At 67.0% G+C, this 17,018-nt stretch carries 14 protein-coding genes and 1 pseudogene; 12 read left to right on the top strand and 3 right to left on the bottom strand.

From position 1 onward, the window contains the following. Positions 1-58 precede the first annotated feature (58 nt). From B047_RS0106820 to B047_RS18205, 12 genes and pseudogenes are all read left to right on the top strand, one after another. Positions 59-2,443: a heavy metal translocating P-type ATPase gene (locus B047_RS0106820; protein WP_157205839.1), complete on the top strand. Its 2,385-nt coding sequence runs from the start codon at positions 59-61 to the stop codon at positions 2,441-2,443. A 27-nt stretch (positions 2,444-2,470) separates the two neighbouring features. Next, the gene (locus B047_RS0106815; protein WP_018466204.1) at positions 2,471-2,848 is read left to right on the top strand and encodes an ArsR/SmtB family transcription factor; all 378 of its coding nucleotides are present in this window, start codon (positions 2,471-2,473) and stop codon (positions 2,846-2,848) included. A 64-nt stretch (positions 2,849-2,912) separates the two neighbouring features. Next, on the top strand, positions 2,913-3,944 hold the full coding sequence (locus B047_RS0106810) for a tyrosine-type recombinase/integrase (RefSeq protein ID WP_018466203.1): 1,032 nt from the start codon (positions 2,913-2,915) through the stop codon (positions 3,942-3,944). A gap of 82 nt (positions 3,945-4,026) precedes the next feature. Then, the gene (locus tag B047_RS0106805; protein WP_018466202.1) at positions 4,027-4,365 is read left to right on the top strand and encodes an ArsR/SmtB family transcription factor; all 339 of its coding nucleotides are present in this window, start codon (positions 4,027-4,029) and stop codon (positions 4,363-4,365) included. Further along, positions 4,362-5,468, top strand: a pseudogene (locus tag B047_RS18380) (proton-conducting transporter transmembrane domain-containing protein); the annotation flags it as partial. The gene B047_RS0106805 and the pseudogene B047_RS18380, both read left to right, overlap by 4 nt. Before the next feature lie 9 nt (positions 5,469-5,477). Beyond that, entirely contained in the window at positions 5,478-6,125 is a 648-nt protein-coding gene (locus B047_RS0106795) for a hypothetical protein (RefSeq protein ID WP_245533730.1), read from the top strand. Then, on the top strand, positions 6,122-6,979 hold the full coding sequence (locus B047_RS0106790; protein WP_018466199.1) for a respiratory chain complex I subunit 1 family protein: 858 nt from the start codon (positions 6,122-6,124) through the stop codon (positions 6,977-6,979). The genes B047_RS0106795 and B047_RS0106790 overlap by 4 nt, the downstream gene beginning before the upstream one ends. Positions 6,980-7,020: 41 nt before the next feature. After that, positions 7,021-7,602, top strand: coding sequence for an NADH dehydrogenase (locus B047_RS0106785; protein WP_018466198.1), 582 nt, complete (start codon positions 7,021-7,023; stop codon positions 7,600-7,602). A gap of 2 nt (positions 7,603-7,604) precedes the next feature. After that, a complete protein-coding gene (locus B047_RS0106780; protein ID WP_040779520.1) occupies positions 7,605-8,981 on the top strand; it encodes a proton-conducting transporter transmembrane domain-containing protein in 1,377 nt (458 codons plus the stop codon). After that, positions 8,969-10,357, top strand: a complete 1,389-nt coding sequence (locus tag B047_RS0106775; RefSeq protein ID WP_245533717.1) for a hydrogenase large subunit — start codon at positions 8,969-8,971, stop codon at positions 10,355-10,357. The genes B047_RS0106780 and B047_RS0106775 overlap by 13 nt, the downstream gene beginning before the upstream one ends. Next, positions 10,354-11,178 carry an NADH-quinone oxidoreductase subunit B family protein gene (locus B047_RS0106770; RefSeq protein ID WP_018466195.1) on the top strand — a complete coding sequence of 275 codons (825 nt, stop codon included), beginning with the start codon at positions 10,354-10,356 and terminating at the stop codon, positions 11,176-11,178. Before B047_RS0106775 ends, B047_RS0106770 begins: the two co-directional genes overlap by 4 nt. Further along, positions 11,171-11,776, top strand: a complete 606-nt coding sequence (locus tag B047_RS18205) for a hypothetical protein (protein WP_211209137.1) — start codon at positions 11,171-11,173, stop codon at positions 11,774-11,776. Before B047_RS0106770 ends, B047_RS18205 begins: the two co-directional genes overlap by 8 nt. Here B047_RS18205 and B047_RS0106760 read toward each other — a convergent pair. The 3 genes from B047_RS0106760 to B047_RS16445 form a co-directional block, all read right to left on the bottom strand. Beyond that, entirely contained in the window at positions 11,768-15,013 is a 3,246-nt protein-coding gene (locus B047_RS0106760; protein WP_018466193.1) for an AAA family ATPase, read from the bottom strand. The genes B047_RS18205 and B047_RS0106760 overlap by 9 nt on opposite strands. 127 nt (positions 15,014-15,140) lie before the next feature. Beyond that, a complete protein-coding gene (locus B047_RS0106755) occupies positions 15,141-15,674 on the bottom strand; it encodes a GerMN domain-containing protein (protein ID WP_018466192.1) in 534 nt (177 codons plus the stop codon). Continuing rightward, positions 15,671-16,999, bottom strand: coding sequence for an N-acetylmuramoyl-L-alanine amidase family protein (locus B047_RS16445; RefSeq protein WP_018466191.1), 1,329 nt, complete (start codon positions 16,997-16,999; stop codon positions 15,671-15,673). The genes B047_RS0106755 and B047_RS16445 overlap by 4 nt, the downstream gene beginning before the upstream one ends. Positions 17,000-17,018 lie beyond the last annotated feature (19 nt).

Here is a 17,018-nt window from a genome sequence, read left to right as displayed (position 1 = left end):
AGTGCTCAAATATTGCTAGGCTACTAACGGTTGAGCAATTGCTCAGATGAGGAGCCCTATGACCTTCTCCTACTCCCTCCAGCAGATCTTCCCCAGCGCCGAGCACTGCCCGGACTGCCGCGCCCGGCTCGAGCGGGCCCTGCGTGAACTGCCAGGTGTGATAGTTGGCCGGCTCGAGGGCACCGAGCTGCGCCTGCAGGCCACCCGTGACCCCCAAGCCGAGCTCTCCCGCGCCATCGAGCGCATCCGGGCACAGCACGCCCACGAGACCTTCCGGGTCGAGGGGATGGACTGCGCCAGCTGCACCCGGACGGTGGAAGGCGCCCTTCGCCGCCTTCCGGGGGTCAGCGTGCAGCGGATCAATTTCGTGAGCGAACGCCTCGAGGTGGCCTACGACCCGCGAACAGTCAACCCCGAGGACTTGGGGGCCATGGTCGAGCCGCTGGGCTACAAGCTCAGACTGGAGCGATCCCGCGTGCCCATTGGTGTGCCGGGCTTGCCCGATCCCCAGGAGGGAGCCTGGCACACCACCCGCCAGGGGCGCGCCCTGATCCTCGCTGGCACACTGCTCGCCCTGGCCTGGAGCTTTGGCCACCTCGAGCCCCAGCTCTCCCAGTGGGGCTACATCGCCGCCACCCTCGTCGGCGGTGGGCCCTTCGCGCTCAAGGCCTACCGGGCTGCCAGGGTGGGCAACCCCTTCAGCATCAACACCTTGGTGAGCGTGGCGGCAGGGGGAGCCATCCTCATCGGCGAGGCTGCCGAGGCCGCGGTGGTGGTGTTTCTGTTCGCGGTAGGGGAGTTGCTCGAGGGGGTGGCGGCGGGCCGCGCCCGCGCGGGCATTCGCGCCCTGGCCGCGCTGGCCCCAAAAACTGCGCTGTTGATTCACGAGGAGGACCCTGGCGAAACGCAGACGGACCCGGCAGCAGGCCTGCGGGTTCCTGGCAAGGGCTTTCACACCCACGAGATTCCGGTCGAGCGGCTCGAGGTCGGGCAGAAGGTGCTGATCCAACCCGGTGGGCGGGTACCCGCCGACGGTACCATCCTCAGCGGCTTCTCGGCGCTGGATGAGTCGCCCATCACGGGGGAGTCGCTGCCGGTCAATAAAGGACCAGGCGACGCGGTCTTTGCCGGCAGCCTCAACACCGACGGGGTACTCACCGTGCGGGTGGATCGGAGCGCCCAGGACAACACCATCGCCCGCATCCTTCACCTGGTCGAGGAAGCCCAGGAGTCCAAAGCCCCCACCCAGCGCTTCATCGACCGCTTCAGCCGCTTCTATACTCCTGCCGTGATGCTGCTCTCGCTGCTGGTGGCCCTGGTCCCGCCACTCCTCGTAGGGGGATGGCAGGAGTGGGTCTACAAGGGGCTGGCCCTGCTCCTCATCGGCTGCCCCTGCGCCCTCCTGGTCTCGGTGCCTGCCGCCATCACCTCGGGCATCTCGGCGGGTGCGCGCCGCGGCCTGCTGATCAAGGGTGGGGCAGCGCTCGAGGCCCTGGGTCGGGTAAGGACCGTCGCTTTCGACAAAACCGGAACCCTCACCCTGGGCCGACCCAAGGTGAGCGACCTAATCGGGCTGGGCGTCTCCCAAGCCGAGCTGCTGGCCAAGGCGGCAGCGGTGGAGCAGGGTTCATCGCACCCCCTGGCCAAGGCCATCCTGGAGCGGGCTGCTGTAGACGGGGTGAGCGTGCCGGCCTCGAGCGACCAGAGGGCGGTGAGGGGAAAGGCGGCCATGGCGGAGCTGGAGGGCCAGACCTACGCGGTGGGCTCGCCGCGCTACGCTGCCGAGCTTGCACCCCTGCCCGACGAACTCCGACGCTTGATCGAGCGCCTCGAGCGGCAGGGCAAGACCGTGGTGCTGTTGCTGCGCGGGGCTACCCCGCTGGGCCTGATCGCCCTCCGCGACGAAGCCAAGGCCGAAGCAAAGCAGGCTCTGGACGAACTTGGGGCCCTGGGCCTGCGCAGGGTGATGCTCACCGGGGATAACCGCCGAGCCGCGGAGAGCATCGCCGGTGAATTGGGCCTGGAAGTGCGGGCCGAACTCTTGCCCCAGGACAAGTTCCGCGCGGTCGGCGAGCTGAGGCGGGGTGGTGGGGTGGCCATGGTGGGCGACGGGATCAACGACGCACCCGCTTTGGCCCTGGCCGACGTGGGCATCGCCATGGGCTCAGGAAGCGACGTGGCCCTCGAGAGCGCCGACGCGGCGCTGCTGCACAACTCGGTGAGGGGCGTGGTCGACCTGATACGGCTGTCGCGGGCCACCCTCTCCAACATCCGCCTCAACATCGCCATCGCCCTGGGCCTCAAGGCGGCCTTCCTGCTGAGCACCTTGCTGGGCGTCACTAACCTCTGGATGGCGATCCTGGCCGATACGGGGGCTACGGTGTTGGTCACGGCCAACGCCCTGCGGCTGCTGAGGTTCAGGTCAGACGCCCACAGCTCATGAGCATCGACGTATGATGAGGTTATTCCTATGCCGCCCACATCCACACTTGACCGTGCCGCCACCTGCGAGGAGCGGGGCATCCACCCGCAGGCCCTCGAGCGAGCCCGCCAGGCCGTGCCCGACGAGCGCTGTGTAGAGCGGGCCAGCAGCCTGCTCAAGGCCGTGTCCGACCCCACCCGTCTGCGCATCTTGGCCGCCCTGGCCGCCACCGAATTGTGCGTGTGCGACCTGGCCGCCCTCGTGGGCATCAGCGAGTCGGCGGTGTCGCACCAACTGCGCCTGCTACGGGAGGAGCGGTTGGTGAGCTTCCGCAAGGAGGGGCGCATGGCCTACTACCGCCTGAGCGACCACCATGTCACCGAGCTGATCCACAGTGCGCTCGAGCACGCCCAGGAATCCGGTTGAATTGAGCGAGCGGTGTTCGAATTTCTCTTAAGGAAAATTAAGGGAAATTTGTTATGCTGGGAAAATGGAACTGCGTTCGCTGGCCAACTGGCGCGACCCAGCCAAGCGGAGGCTCGAGGCCATTCGGGCAGCCCACGAGCGTGACGAGGCGGGGTTGCTCGAGCTACTCAAGACCTACCTGCTCCTCAAGGGACGCAAGCGGGCCAGCTTGAGCCCCAGAACCCTCGAGACCTACACAGTCGGTGTGCGGGATTTCCTGACCTGGGCCTGGCCGCCAGACTCGCCAGGCCCAAAGGTCCAGCTTCTCAAGCTGAGTGCGGACGATCTCGACCACTACGTGGCCGACCTGCAGACCCACGGCAGCCACCTCGAGCACCAGCCCCTCAAGCCCTCGAGCATCGCTACCTACTTGGCCAGCGTGCGGGCGCTGTACCGGGCGCTGGAATGGGCCGGGGCCGCCCAGTTGCCCCAGGGTGTGGCGGCCCCTCGAGACCCAACGCCGGCCTACGAGCGACGCCCGGCTTTGCCGCCCAGTCTGTACAGGAAGCTGTTGGCCCACCTCGATCCCTCTGAACCCACGCTGCAACGGGACCGGGTCGCCGTTCGGCTGATGGCCGAGGCCGGGTTGCGTATAAGTGAGGTAGTTCACTTGCTGGTCTCCGACGTTCATTTGCCAGAGCGACTGCTCGAGGTCAAGCGCGGCAAGGGCTCCAAGCAGCGCAGCGTGCCTATCGGTGCCTCGCTGTGCGCCGAGCTCGAGCGCTGGTTCAGAACACGGCTGGCTTACGCGGCAGCCGGTGAGCCGCGGGTGCTGGTCAACATGGGCGGGCGCAAGGCCAGTGGCCGGGGCATGACGGCCCGAATGCTGCGCGAGGTCATCAACGGCCACTACCGGGCCCTGGACTTCCCTGAGCGTTACCGCGGCGCCCACATGCTGCGCCACACCGCCGGGACCCGCTTCTACAAGGCCAGCCGCGACCTGCACGCCACGGCAAGGCTTCTAGGCCACACCAACCTCAACACCAGCGCCATCTACGCCAAGATGGACCTCGAGGGCTTGTTCGAGGTCGTGGACCGCATCGACGAGGAAGATTGAGCGTCAGGGGGCGCCACCCGGCTTCTCGGGCCGAGTATATTCATATATTGCAATATATTACCTAATGCATATAATGAGGTGTATGGAGTCCGCCTTGCATCGCTTTAAGGCCGAGTTCTTCAAAGCCCTAGGCCACCCGGTGCGCCTGGCCATCCTCGACACGCTGCGGGAGGGAGAGAAAAGCGTGGGCCGGTTGGCTGAGGAGCTGGGCCTCGAGCAGCCTAGCGTATCGCAGCAGCTCGGCATCCTGCGCCAACGCGGTTTCGTGGAGGCCCGCAAGGAGGGCACCAGCGTCTACTACCGCACCGCCGACCCCGACGTGTACGCCTTCCTCGACCTGGGTCGAGCCATCTTTGAGCGCTATTTGAAGAACCAAAGCAACCTCCTGTCCGAGATCAAGGAGGACTCAAGCTCGCTATGAATCCTTTGACCAACATCGCCTTGATCCTCCTGGGACTGCAAAGCCTCCTGGCCTTGCTGCGTCCACCTGCGATCGGGTTCCTACCGCTGAGCCTGGGGGGCAGCGGGCTGCTGCTTTTGGTGGTGGGCCTTGGGGCCTGGCTTGCCGGTGCTCAAAGCACACCTCTGGACGCTACTGCAGGCTTCTACGCGGCCTTACTGGGGGCTTTGTACCTTGGAGTGGGGCCCTATCTCCGGGAGTACCTAGCCCATCACGAAGCTCACCGTGCCCGCCTCGAGGCCTTCCTTCTCCCCCTCTTCGCAGCGGCCATGGTGGGGGTCCTCCTCTCCCCGCCGGGCTACGCCTTTCTCTTCCTCTGGGAGGGCATGGCCCTGTTGGGATACCTCCTCATCGCCCTGGAAGGCCCCGCAGCCCTGTCAGGCAGCCGGGCCTTCTTCCTGGCCAGCCGCCTCTCGGGGGCCGGACTGTTTTTGGCTTTGATCCTCCTGGTCCGAGGGGAAGTGCGGGTAGGAGGGCTAGAGCACCTGGTATGGGTTGGACTCGTGCTGGGCTTCGGCACCAAGGCGGCCCTTTTCCCCCTTTCCACCTGGCTACCCAAGGCCCACCCGGTGGCCATGAGCCCGCTTTCGGCCCTGCTCTCGGGGGGGATGGTCAAGTTGGGGCTCTACGGCCTCTACCGTGCCCAGGATTGGGCGGGGCCGCCCCCACAGTGGGTAGGCTGGCTCTTGGTAGGACTGGGCCTGGCAGGAGCCATCTATGCCCTGGTCCGCAGCTTGGCCGAGGAGGATTACAAAGGGGTGCTGGCCTACTCCAGCGTGGAGAACCTCAACCTGCTCCTGGCAGCCTTGGGAGCATACTTCCTGCTGCCGAACCCCTTCTTCCTGCTGGCCTTCTTCTTCCACTAGGCGGCCCACGCCCTCTTCAAGGGGCTGCTGTTCCTGGGTTCGGGAGCGCTTCCCGTACGCGAACTCTCCCGCCTAGGCGGCCTGCACCGGCTTCTGCCACGTACTGCGGCCTGGACTCTCTTAGCAGCGCTGACTGCGGCTGGTCTGCCCCCCCTGGCGGGCTTTCTCTTTGAGTGGTATCTGTACCAGGGCTTCCTCTCAGCTACCTTGGACACCAAGACACACCCCCTATTGGCGCTGGGGATTGGGGCAGTCGCCTTGGTGGGTGCGCTTGCGGCGGTATCCTACGTGCGCCTTTTCGGCCTGGCCTTCCTGGGCAAGCCGCGGAGTGCTCAGGCAGGGAATGCCCACGAGATGGGCCGTTTCGGGCAGCTCGGCATGGGAATCCTGGCCGGGTTGCTGCTCGGCCTCTCCCTCTTCCCCACCGTGCTTCTGGGCCCACTCAAGCCCCCCCTGTACCCGGTGCTACCCCTGTTTGTGGCGCTCGTGGGCCTGGGAGGCGGGCTGGTCTACCTGCTGAGCCGAAAACCCCAGCGAGCCTACGAAACCTGGGACTGCGGCTTTAGCGCCCTCACCCCCGAGATGCAGCCCCACGCCCTCGGCTACAGTGAGCAACTCCTGCGACTCTTCCCCTTCGTCGAGCTCAAGACCCACCTCTCCCGGGAGGGAATACTGAGCCCCCCCAGGGTGCGCCTCGAGGTCAGCGAGTGGCTCCAGGCCCTCGAGGTCCGCTTGGCCCAGGGCTATGCTGCCCTCGCCCGCAGGGTGCAGCGCCTACAGTCGGGCAGCCTGCACCTCTACCTGCTGCTGCAATTCCTGGCCCTGCTCTTCGTTTTGGGGGTGACTTGGCGATGAGTGCCCTTTTGTTCCTCCTGTTGGCTCCGCTCTTCACCGGCAGCCTCAAGTGGCTCAAAGCCAGGCTGCAAAACCGCCGGGGTCCAGATCCTCTTTACGACTACAAAAACTTCCTCAAGCTCTGGCGCAAGACCTGGATTCGTCCTCAAGGGAGCAGCCCCCTCTTTATGGTTGCGCCCGCAGTAAGCCTGCTCGGTGTAGCGCTCGCGGCGGCTTTTTTGCCCATGCTGCCGGGGATTTCCTTCGCCGGAGACTTCCTGGTGCTGGTCTACCTTCTGAACCTGGGTCGCTTCTTCCAGGTCCTGGCCGCGCTGGACACCGGTAGTGCCTTTGGGGGGCAGGGCAGCTATCGGGAGAACCTGGTGGCGGTGCTGGCTGAGCCGGGCAGTGTGCTGGCCCTGGGAGCCGTGGGGTTGGCTTCGGGAGGCCTATCGCTGGCCACCTTCTCCCCCCTCTCTCAGGAAAACGCCCTGGTCTATACCCTGGCATTGGTTGCGCTGTCTTTGGCCCTGTTGGCCGAGGGGACCCGTCTGCCGGTGGATGACCCCACCACCCACCTCGAGCTCACGATGATCCACGAGGCCCAGCTTCTGGACCACTCCGGACCCCTTTTGGCCCTCTACGAACTCTCGTCAGGGTTGAAGCTCCTCGTATACGTTGGTCTCATCGCCCTTCTCATACCTCTCGGAGCGTTGTCCTTCCCCACAGTGCTCCTCCTGGCCTGGCTGGCGTTGGGTTACCTGGAGACCTACGGGGTCAAGCTGCGCTACTTAAGACTCCCTGACCTGATGAGCTACAGCACGCTGAGCGGCATCCTGGCCGTACTGGGGGTGGTGTTACGTTTTCGGATCTAGCCTCTAGCCTTGCACTGGCCATCCTGGCCGCGGGATTCTTGATGGTGGGCCGCAAGAGCCTCGATGCGCTGATCCGGCTCTATGCTCTGCAGAGCATGCTTCTGGCGCTCTTAGCTTTCGTGCTGGCCGAGGGAGAGCAACACTTCGTGCTGGCCGGAATGGCTCTGCTACTGCTCAAGGGGGTGCTCATCCCCCGCTACCTCTTCTGGCTGCTGGAGCGCCTGGGGGTCAGCCACGAGGTGGAATCCTATCTTTCCATCCCCCTATCCCTACTCCTGGGTGGAGTGTTGGTGGGGGTGGGTTTCCGCGTGGGGAGCGCTTTCGTCCTGGAAGGGGCTCGGCTGCCCGAGGCCGTGCCGGTGGCCCTGAGCCTGATTTTGCTGGGGATGCTCTCCATGGTGAGCCGCAAAAAGGCGGTTACCCAGGTGCTGGGCTTTCTGGCCTTGGAGAACGGGGTCTTCCTGCTGGCTCTGGCCGAGACCCACGGCCTGCCGCTGTTCATCGAGCTGGGGGTGGCCCTCGATGCTTTCGCCGCCGTCGTGCTGGCCGGGGTGCTGATCTCTCGCATCCGGGCTATCTTCGACCATATCGACACCGCGCGGATGCGCGACTTGAAGGGGTGACCATGCTCTACCTGTTGCTACTGCTTCCCCTCCTGCCCGCCCTCCACGCCCTGCGCGAGCGTGAGGCCGGACGCCTGGCCTCCAGCACCGCTGCCGGGGCCCTGCTGTCTTTGGGCTTAGCGCTCCTGGTCCAAAACCAGGCCGCCGGCCCCCTGCGGCTTGACGGGGTGGGGCTGTTCTACCTGCTGCTCACCGACCTGCTCTTTGCGCTGGTAGCCCTGTACGCTCGAGCCTACTTCCAAGCCACAAAGGACCGAGAAGCCTGGCGCTTCTACGCGGCTGGGAACCTGTTTCTCTTTGCAGTGCACGGGGCTTATTTGGCCCACAACCTGGGCCTGCTGTGGATCTTTGTGGAGGGCAGCACCCTGGCTTCCGCCTTGCTGGTTTACCACAAAGGGGGGACAAGGGCCCTGGAGGCTACCTGGAAGTACCTGATGCTCGGCAGCGTGGGCATCGCCCTGGGGCTCATCGGGGTGATCCTGCTCTATGCCCTGCTGGGCGGGGCTACCCTGGACTGGCAGGAGGCCCGGGTGTTGGTCCGGGAAGCCAACCCAACGCAGCTCCAACTGGCTTTCGCCTTCCTGCTGGTGGGCTTTGGCACCAAGGTGGGCTTGTTCCCCCTGCACGCCTGGCTACCCGATGCTCACTCCGAGGCCCCGAGCCCTGCCTCGGCCCTGCTCTCGGGAACCCTACTCAACGTGGCCTTCTACGCCCTCCTGCGCTACGTCGCCCTCCTGGGCAGCGCGGGGCTGTTCGATTTCGCCGCAGGCTTGTTGCAGGGCTTCGGGCTGGCCTCGCTCCTGGCGGCGGGTTTCTTCCTCTTTGTCCAGAGGGACTACAAGCGCTTGCTGGCCTACTCCAGCATGGAACACATGGGGCTGGCGGCCTACGGCCTGGGCTTAGGGGTGCCCTGGCTTGCCATGCTGCACACCCTGTTCCACTCCCTGGCCAAGACTGCCGCTTTCCTCTCGGCAGGCAACCTGCTCCTGGCCTACCAGAGTAAGCTCATCGCTCGAGTGGGAGCGGTACAGCGGGTCTGGCCGGCTACCGCCGGGCTTTTGCTCCTCTCCTTGCTGACCCTGGCTGGCCTGCCCCCCTTTGGGCTCTTCTACACCGAATTCCAGGCCCTCTTCCGCTCGAGCCCGCTGTCGATGGGGCTCTACCTGCTGGGACTGCTGGGGGCTTTCGCTGGACTGCTGTGGCCCCTCTCCCGCATGGTCTTCGGCGAGGGGGATGGGATGAGCTTCGAGACGTCGCCACGCAGCCGAACGTTGGTGGTGGTGCCCGCCGTACTGGTGGGGCTGAGCCTGCTTCTGGGCCTCTTCCCCCCGGTAGCGGTGGTTGAGCGGTTGGCGGAGGTGCTCGCGTGGAAGCTCTGAAGCAGGCGCTTGGGTCGGGCCGGCTGGTAGCCCTTTGGTACGATGCGCCTCACCTGCACTACCTGGTTGAGGAATCCGAGAGGGACGATCCCCTTCGGGACGGAGCACGCTCCGTACACCAAAGGGCCCTCCCACGGGAATTCCGGGTGGAAGCCCATGGGAGCTTTCCCAGCCTGGCGGGGGAGTTTCCGGCGCTGGAGTGGTTCGAGCGGGAGCTTTGGGAAGAGCATGGCCTGGTCCCCGAGGGCCACCCTGCCCTCAAACCCCTCCGCAACCACCGCCTCCCCTACCCCTTCGACCGGGTAGAGGGGCTACACGAGGTGCCGGTGGGGCCGGTGCACGCGGGCATTATCGAACCGGGCCACTTCCGCTTCAGCGTGCTGGGGGAAAGGATCGTCCACCTCGAGCTCCGCCTGGGTTATCAGCATCGGGGGGTGGAGCGGCTGTTCCAGGGGACTAGCCTCGAGCGGGCCCTTTTGTTGGCTGAGCGGGTAGGTGGGGATCCGGTAGCCCACGCCCTGGCCTTCTGCCAGGCGGTGGAGGCCGCTTTGGGGGTGGAGGTGCCCCCTAGAGCCCGCCAGCTCCGACGGGTGCTGCTCGAGCTCGAGCGCCTCTTCGGCCACCTGGGCCACCTCACAGGGCTTTTCACCGACATCGGCTACGCCTACGCCGCTACCCAGGTGGGCAGGGTGCGGGCCCTGCTCCAGGGCCAGCTCGAGCGCCTGACCGGACATCGCTATGGCCGCAACGCCCTCACCGTGGGGGGCGTGGGCTTTGATCTGGACCCGCAAACCCAGCTCGAGGTGCGGCGCGCGCTCTCCGAGTTGGCCGCCGAGGCCACGGTCCACCTCTCCGCAGCCCTCAAGCACCCCATGGTCCTCGACCGCCTACGCTACGTGGGCTCCGTCACCCCGGCTCAAGCCCGCTTGCTGGGCCTGGTGGGCCCGGCGGCGCGGGCCTGTGGGCTGGGGCGCGACCTGCGCCAGGACGACGAGCTATATCAGCCGTTCACCCCGGCGACGCGCGCTGGGGGCGACGTGTTGGCCCGGGCTCAGGTCTATGCCGAGGAAGTCCGGCAGGGCTTTGCCTATCTGGAGCGCTTCCTCACCGAGCTACCCGCGGGGGCGGTGTCGGCGAGCGGGGCCTGGCCCCAGGAGGGGGAACTGCGGAAGGCTTTCAGTCGGGTGGAAGCCGGGCGGGGGGAGCTCTTCTACTGGGTACGGCTGCGGGGGAGGCGGGTGGAGCAGGTCAAGATCGTCGACCCCAGCTTTAAGAACTGGCGGGCCCTCGAGCTCGCGGTGCGGGGGATGGGCCTGCCCGACTTCCCCCTCATCAACAAGTCCTTCGACCTCTCCTACGCGGGGTGCGACCTATGAATCCTCTTTGGCAAACCTTGCGCACCGGCCTCCTGACTCGAAGCCTGCAGGAACTCTTCAGCCTGCCGCCCTGGGCCTCCGGCTGGCCGGTGCTGCGGCCCGAGGGGCTTTCCCGAGCGGTGAGGCAAGAGCTCCTGGAGCTTTGTCCCAGCGGTGCCTTCGCCGAGGAGCAAGGGGAGTTCCGGCTGGACCTGGCGCAATGCGTCGTCTGCGGGCGCTGTTTCCGGGCCCATCCCCAGGCGGTGGGCGAACTGCGCACCCCCCAGGTGGCGGTAACCCGGCGGGAGGACCTCGTGCAGCGGGTGGACCTGACCACAAGGAGCTTCGTGGAGCTAAGTCCCCCGCCACCCACCCGCGCCGAACTCCACCTACCCACCCTGGCCTTCCGCGAGGTCTCCGCGGGCAACACCGGCCTGGACGATAGTGAGGTGGCGCTGGCCGGTAACCCCTTCCACGACATGGGTCGCTTTGGTTTCACCGTGGTGGCCTCACCCCGCCACGCCGACGCCCTCTTGGTGAGCGGGCCGGTGAGCCAGAACATGCGGGAGGCCCTCTTGCGCACCTACGAGGCCACTCCGGAGCCCAAAGGGGTGGTGGCGGTGGGCAACGAGGCCATCGGCGGCGAGGTCTTCGCGCAAAGCCCCCAGGTGGCCGGGGGGGTGGACAGGGTGCTGCCGGTGGACGTCTACGTGCCGGGCAGCCCGGCCCGGCCTGCTTCCATCCTGCACGGCCTCTTGCTGCTCAGTGGCCGAGTCCGACAGGTGCTGATTGGCGGGCGCATGGTACAGGAGGTGCGCGAAGCGGAGGGGGAGGATGGCTGAGCGGCGAGCAGAAGCCGGGGTGGCGGCGTCCACCGACGCCGAGGGGTTGCTAGGGCTGCTACTCGAGCCCTGCTGCCCCATCTGCACCCTATCCCGCCAGGCCGCGCTGAGCTACCTCGACGAGCGGTTGACGCGCTGGCGACTTTCTCCGGCCCCAACCGCTGCGGAAACAGGGTTGGCCGCCGGGGTGCTGTGCAGCCAACATTGGCGCAAGCTGGTCATGCTCGAGGCTCAGCACGGGGCCGGGCCGCGGCTGAGTGAGGTGCTGTTGGGCGAAATTCTGGAGGCCGCCGACGCCCCGCGACCCTGCCCGGTGTGTGAGGTGCAGCAGGCCGCTGCCAGGCACTACCTGGGGGTGCTAAGCCGGTTGCCCACCGAAACGCTCGGCCTGGTTTTGCGGCAGGGCGAGGGCTTCGTCTGTCTCAGGCACCTCATGGCGCTACCCACCGGTCCCCTCAAGGGTTGGCTGCTCGAGCGCGTACACACCCTCACGCTCGACCTCCCCCGCTTTCAGCAGCGCTATGCCCGTCACCACGGTATTGAGGAGGATCCGCAGGCGGCCCTAGCGGCCCTGGAGGGAGGAGGTTGGCTAGCTTAGGGCATCCTCACGGCGGATGCTGTAGACCCGGCTCAGGCCCCGCTCGCTGGTGACGCCGTAAAGGGCGTCACAGGCCTCCATGGTGCGCTTTTGGTGGGTGACCAGGATGAACTGGGTCTCTCCCTTGAAGCGCCGCAGGAACCCGGTGAAGCGCAGGATGTTGGCTTCATCGAGGGGGGCGTCCACCTCGTCGAGGACCGCGATGGGTAAACCTCTCCCCTCCTCGGCGGTGCCCGCGAGGGCGAAGAGGAAGGCCAGCGCCCCCATGGTGCGCTCACCCATCGAGAGCAGGCCCAGGTCGATGGTGCGCTTGCCCAAGGGCTGGAGCACCAGGTGCAGCCCACTGGGGGCGTGCTCGACGCGGGCTTCGGCTCCCAGCAGGGCTTGGGCGTACTCAGCGAAACGCTCGCGGAAGCGATGGTAGGCTGCCTGCAGACGCTCACGGTACTCGCCCTCGACCAATCGCAGCTCGGCCTCGAGCTTGGCTACCCCCGCCTCGGCCTCGGCCAGGGCAGCGGCGAGCTGCTCAGCTTCCTGGGCCAGGGCTTGGTACTCGCCCTCGGCCAGGTGGTTGACCGCGCCCAGGGCTTCCAGCGCGGTCTCGGTCTCGGCCAGGCGGCGGGTCAGCAGGCGCGAGCTGCCTTCTTCGGCGGGGCCTTCGGGCAATTCGGCCAGCTCGAGCAGCAGAGCTTCCTGGGTGCTCTCGCGGCGGGCCAGCGAGATGCGGGCCTGCTCGAGCTCGCCCAGCAGGGCGTTGATGCGGGCCAGCAGGCGGCTCTCTTCTTCGGCCAAGCTGCGAAGCCGTTGGCGGCTTTGTTGCACGGAAGCCTCGAGGGCAGCAAGCCCCAGCGCAGCGGCTTCGCGCTCCAGGGCTTCCAGCCGCCCGGCAGCCCCCTGGCGGCGCTGCTCGAGCTCGCCGAGCTCGAGGCCGATAGCCTGTAGGCGCTCATCGGCCCGCCGCCGGTTCTCTTGGGCCTCCTGATAGGCCTTGAGCTGCTCGTGGTGGCGGATCCAGGCTTGTTGAGCCTCGCGCAGGCGGGCGAGCCCCTGGCGCAGACCCTCCAGCTCACCCGCTAAGGCAGTTTGGAGCTGGGTATTCGGGGGGGCTACGGCCTCAGGAGCCTCGGGGGGTTGGGGATTGCCCAACCGCTCGAGGGCCAGTCGAACTCCCCGCAACTCAACCCGGGCGGCCTCCTCCTGCCGGCGGATCTCTCCCAGGGCCAGGCCGCGCAGCTGCTCGCGCAGCTCGGCGGATCGGGCCGAGAGGGCCTGGACTTGCTGGGCCAGAGCCTCGGCTTCGGCCCGCACCTCGGCCAGGCGGCGGCGCTGTGCGAGCAGCTGCCCACCCCGCTGCACCCGGCCCCCGGTGATGGCTCCGCTGGGCTCGAGCAGCTCGCCCTCAAGGGTGACCAGACGGGGATGGTCCCGGTGGCGGCGGGCGAGCTCGAGGGCGGCCTCGAGGCTCTGCAGGATCAGGGTCTCGCCCAACAGCGCGGGCAGGGCCTCGGGATGGGCAAAGCCCACCAGCTCGCGGGCCAGGCCCCGCACGCCGGGGAACTGCGACCAGTCGCGGCCCGGTGTACCGGGCTTGCCCGGTCCCGAAGGGGATCGTCCACGAGGACGGCTATCGGTTTTGAGCAGGCTCAGGGGGAGAAAGGTGGCCCGCCCGCCCTCGCGTTTGAGGTATTCCACCGCCCGCTTGGCCGCCTGCTCGTCGCGGGTGAGCACCCACTGCAGACGGCCCCCCAGGGCGATCTCCAAGGCCAGCTCGAGGCCCTGCGGCACTTCCAGCAGATCGGCCACCACCCCCAGCACCCCCTCGATTCCGGCGCTGCGGGCTTTGCGCGGCCCCTCGGCCAGGTCGCTACCGCTTTGCAGGTAAGCCTCCAAGCGCTGGACTTCTGAACGGCTGGCCCGCAGCTCGGCGCCCAGGCTGCCCTCCTGCTGGACCACGCGGTCCAGTTCAGCCCGCAGCTGCTGTTCCTGGGCCTCGAGCTCCCGACGCCGGGCCTCGAGTCGGGCCAGGGTCTCCTCCAGGCGCGCCCGCTCGGCTTTGAGGTGTTGCTGCTGCTCCTGAAGCTCGCGGAAGGCGGCCAACCGAGCCTCGTAACTGGCCTGGGCCTTGAGAAAGGCTTCGTAGCGGGCCTGGGCCTGTTGCAGCTCGCGCCGCAACTCGCCCAGGCGGGCCTCGAGCTGGCCCTGGCGCTGCTCTAGGGCCAGAATCTCCTCGAGGTCAGGGTTGGCTTCCTGGGGGGGCTGGGGCACGGGGAGGGAATCCAGCCGAGCCACCTGGGCACTCAGCTGCTCGGCTTCGCGCTGTAGTCGGGCTTCTAGGTCGCGCAAGTGAGCGATCTCCTGGCTCAACAGCCGCCGCTCGCCCTGCAGGGCCTCGGCCCGACGCAAGGCCTCAGTGTGAGCCTTGCCGAGCTGCTCAAGATTCTCTTGCAGCCGGGTCTTTTCCCCCTGCAACTGCTCCAAGCGCTCGGCGAGTTGCCCCCGCTCGGCTTCGAGCTCGGCGATGCGGGCTTGGGTCTTGCGGGCTTCGGCTTGGGATTCCTGGATGCGCGCTTGCACCAGGCCGCGCTTGAGCGCGAGCAATTGCAAAGAGAGCGCGCGGGCTTGGCGGGCGGCTTCGGCCTGGGCGGCTTTGGTCTGTAGGATCTCCTTCAGCTCGGCGTGTTTTTGCTGCAAGCCCTCCATCTCCCGCATGGCCGCTTCCAGCCGCTCCTGTGCGGTGCGGGTGGCTAAGGTCACCGCCTTGAGCCCGGCGGCCTCCTCGAGGTAGGCCAGCAATACCTCGGGTCCAGCCTGGAGCACCTCACCCACCTCACCCTGCCCAATGATGGCGTAGCCTCCACGCGCGAGCCCCGAACCCGCCAGGGCTCGCTCGACGGCTTTGAAGGTAGCTTTCTGGCCCGATAGCCGCACGTCGCCGTTGCCATCACGGTCGAGCCGGCGAGAGATCACCAGCCGCTCACGGCCCCGGCTGAGCACCAGCTCGACCTCGGCAAACCCCATGGGAGCGTGGCCGTCTGAGCCGTGGAACAGTAGGGCCTGGGCTTCTTCCCCCCGTAGCTCCCGCGCCCGGGCTCCCACGATCCAGCGCAAGGCCTCGACCAGGTTGCTCTTGCCCGACCCATTGGGCCCTACCACCCCGGTTATGCCGGGGCCGAAGTCCAGCCGGGTGCGTTCACCGAACGATTTGAAACCCTGGAGGGTGATCTGCTCTATCCGCATGGTTTAAGGGCAGCTGCCTCGCGCCGGTCGAAGGCTGAGTGTACCGTAAGGGGCTTGCTTTGCCTACTGGGTATATAAGTGAGTTATTTCACGATAAATCTTGCTCGTGAAAAATTTATAAACTAGATCACCGGGGCCGGGTAATGGGCTCGAGCAGGCTGAGGTGTCCGAGCGACTCAACTTCCTTGCCACCGAGCAAAAAGCGCACCGACCCGACCTGGGGAAAGTCGAGCAGCGTATAAGCCATGCCGTAGATGAGCATTGCTTCAGCAGCGCTACCTTGCCGGAGCTGGCCGTACTCGGCAGGCAGGTTGACCACGGCCACATCGCCGTAGAGATACACCTCGGGCACGGCCAAGCCGACCGGGGCAATGGGGAAAGCTCCCTGGGCCTGGGGCCCCTTGAGCAGCTCGGCCAGGGCCAGCTCGAGGGGGTCGTCACCCCCGGCAATCCGGATGGTGCGGGTCTCGACGGCAAAGCCATCGGCCTTGGCATTGGCAAAGTGCAGGCGCACGATGCGCTGGCCCAACTGCTCGTCGGCCTTGCTGGGGAGGCTGACTACCGGCACCTGCAAAGCGCCCTGGGTGTAGAGGAGGCCCCAGACCCCGCCAACCAGCACCAGCAGGCCCAAAAGGTTAAAGAAGGTCAGGAAACGCCTCATCGGGTACTACCTCCAAGCGGGAGGGACGCGCTGTAGCGTACTGGGCCTGCCCGCCCCCGAAGGGAATCGTCCGCAGGCTGGGTGCGAGGTCCCTCCAGGGGAATCCCCAAGTACCTGAGGATGGCCTCGGTCAGCGCATCCACGATCTTCCCACGCTGCTCGGGGTTGCCCGCTTCGTCCATGCCCACCTCGAGCAACACTGCCGCCCCCCCGGCCTGCGAGAGTACAAAGTAGGGGCCCTGGGCTTCGAGGGGGACCAAGGCCCGGTTGGCCAGGGCGCCGGCGATCTCCCTGGATAGATGCAAACTGGCGTCGGGTTCGGCCACGAAACGAGCCAGCAGCTCCCGGCGTGCTCCCGCCGTCTTGGGCAAGAGTTGTCGCCCCTTGTCCAGGAAAGCCAGGCCGCGCTCGTCGGGGTAGGTGTAGAGGGTGAAGCCCTTGCCGCTGGCCGCGTGCAGGCTGACGAAGACCTGGGCGAAGGTAGCCTGGCCGGCCCGCTCCCGCAGGGAGGGGTTGCGGTCATCTGAGTGGGTCAGGCTCACGCTCAGGTCGCGGCTGCGGAGCTTTTCGGCCAGGCTCCGGGCGAGGTTGAGGGTGATATCCTTCTCACGCACCCCTCCCACCACGACCCCCGTATCGCTACCGCCGTGGCCGGGATCGAGCACGATCCGAGGGCTGAACTTGTCCTGACCCCACTCCAGCACCACCGTATTGCTGGAATAGGAAAGCCGCAAAGGGCCGGAAATGGGAGGGAGGGTCAGGCGCAAGCCGTAGTTGGCTGGGGCGACCTCGAGGCCCCCGCTCTCGCTGGCCTCCACCACGCCGATGAGGGCCAGGGTGGGGGGGTTCTGCTCGAGTAAGCGCACCTGCACATCGCGGTCGAAGCTCAGGAGCAAGCGGTTGGGCTCGGAGCTCGTGCTCTTGCGCACCGTCAGCAGTCGGGCCGGGCGCAGGCCCAGTACGTAGGTGCTACCGACCTGGCGATACTCCAGACCGAAGGCCGCCGCCAGGCCGCGGATGGAAAGCCAGGGCTCGCCCTCCCGCCGCCAGGCCTTGCCGGTACTCCCGGCCTCGGCGGCGCTGTTGGCGTAGGCAAACCACTCCACCCGCCCCCCCAGGCTGACGTAGACCCCCGTACGGGAAGCGGTGAAGCCCAGCCCCAGGGCCTGAGCGACGGGCTCAGCCGGAGCGTAAGGAACCCCGCCAGCGAAAGCTACGGGCACGGTGCGGCTGCCTGCGGCCAAAGAGGACTGGCTCTGGGCTGCGGTGAAGGCCAACAAGAGCGGGATCAGTAAGGCCACCAACGGCCAACGCCTGCGGAACATCGCTACAGTTCTAACCGCT

The organism is Calidithermus timidus DSM 17022 (assembly GCF_000373205.1).
GTDB classification, from domain to species: Bacteria; Deinococcota; Deinococci; order Deinococcales; family Thermaceae; genus Calidithermus; species Calidithermus timidus.
This window is presented reverse-complemented; position numbering and strand designations above follow the sequence as displayed.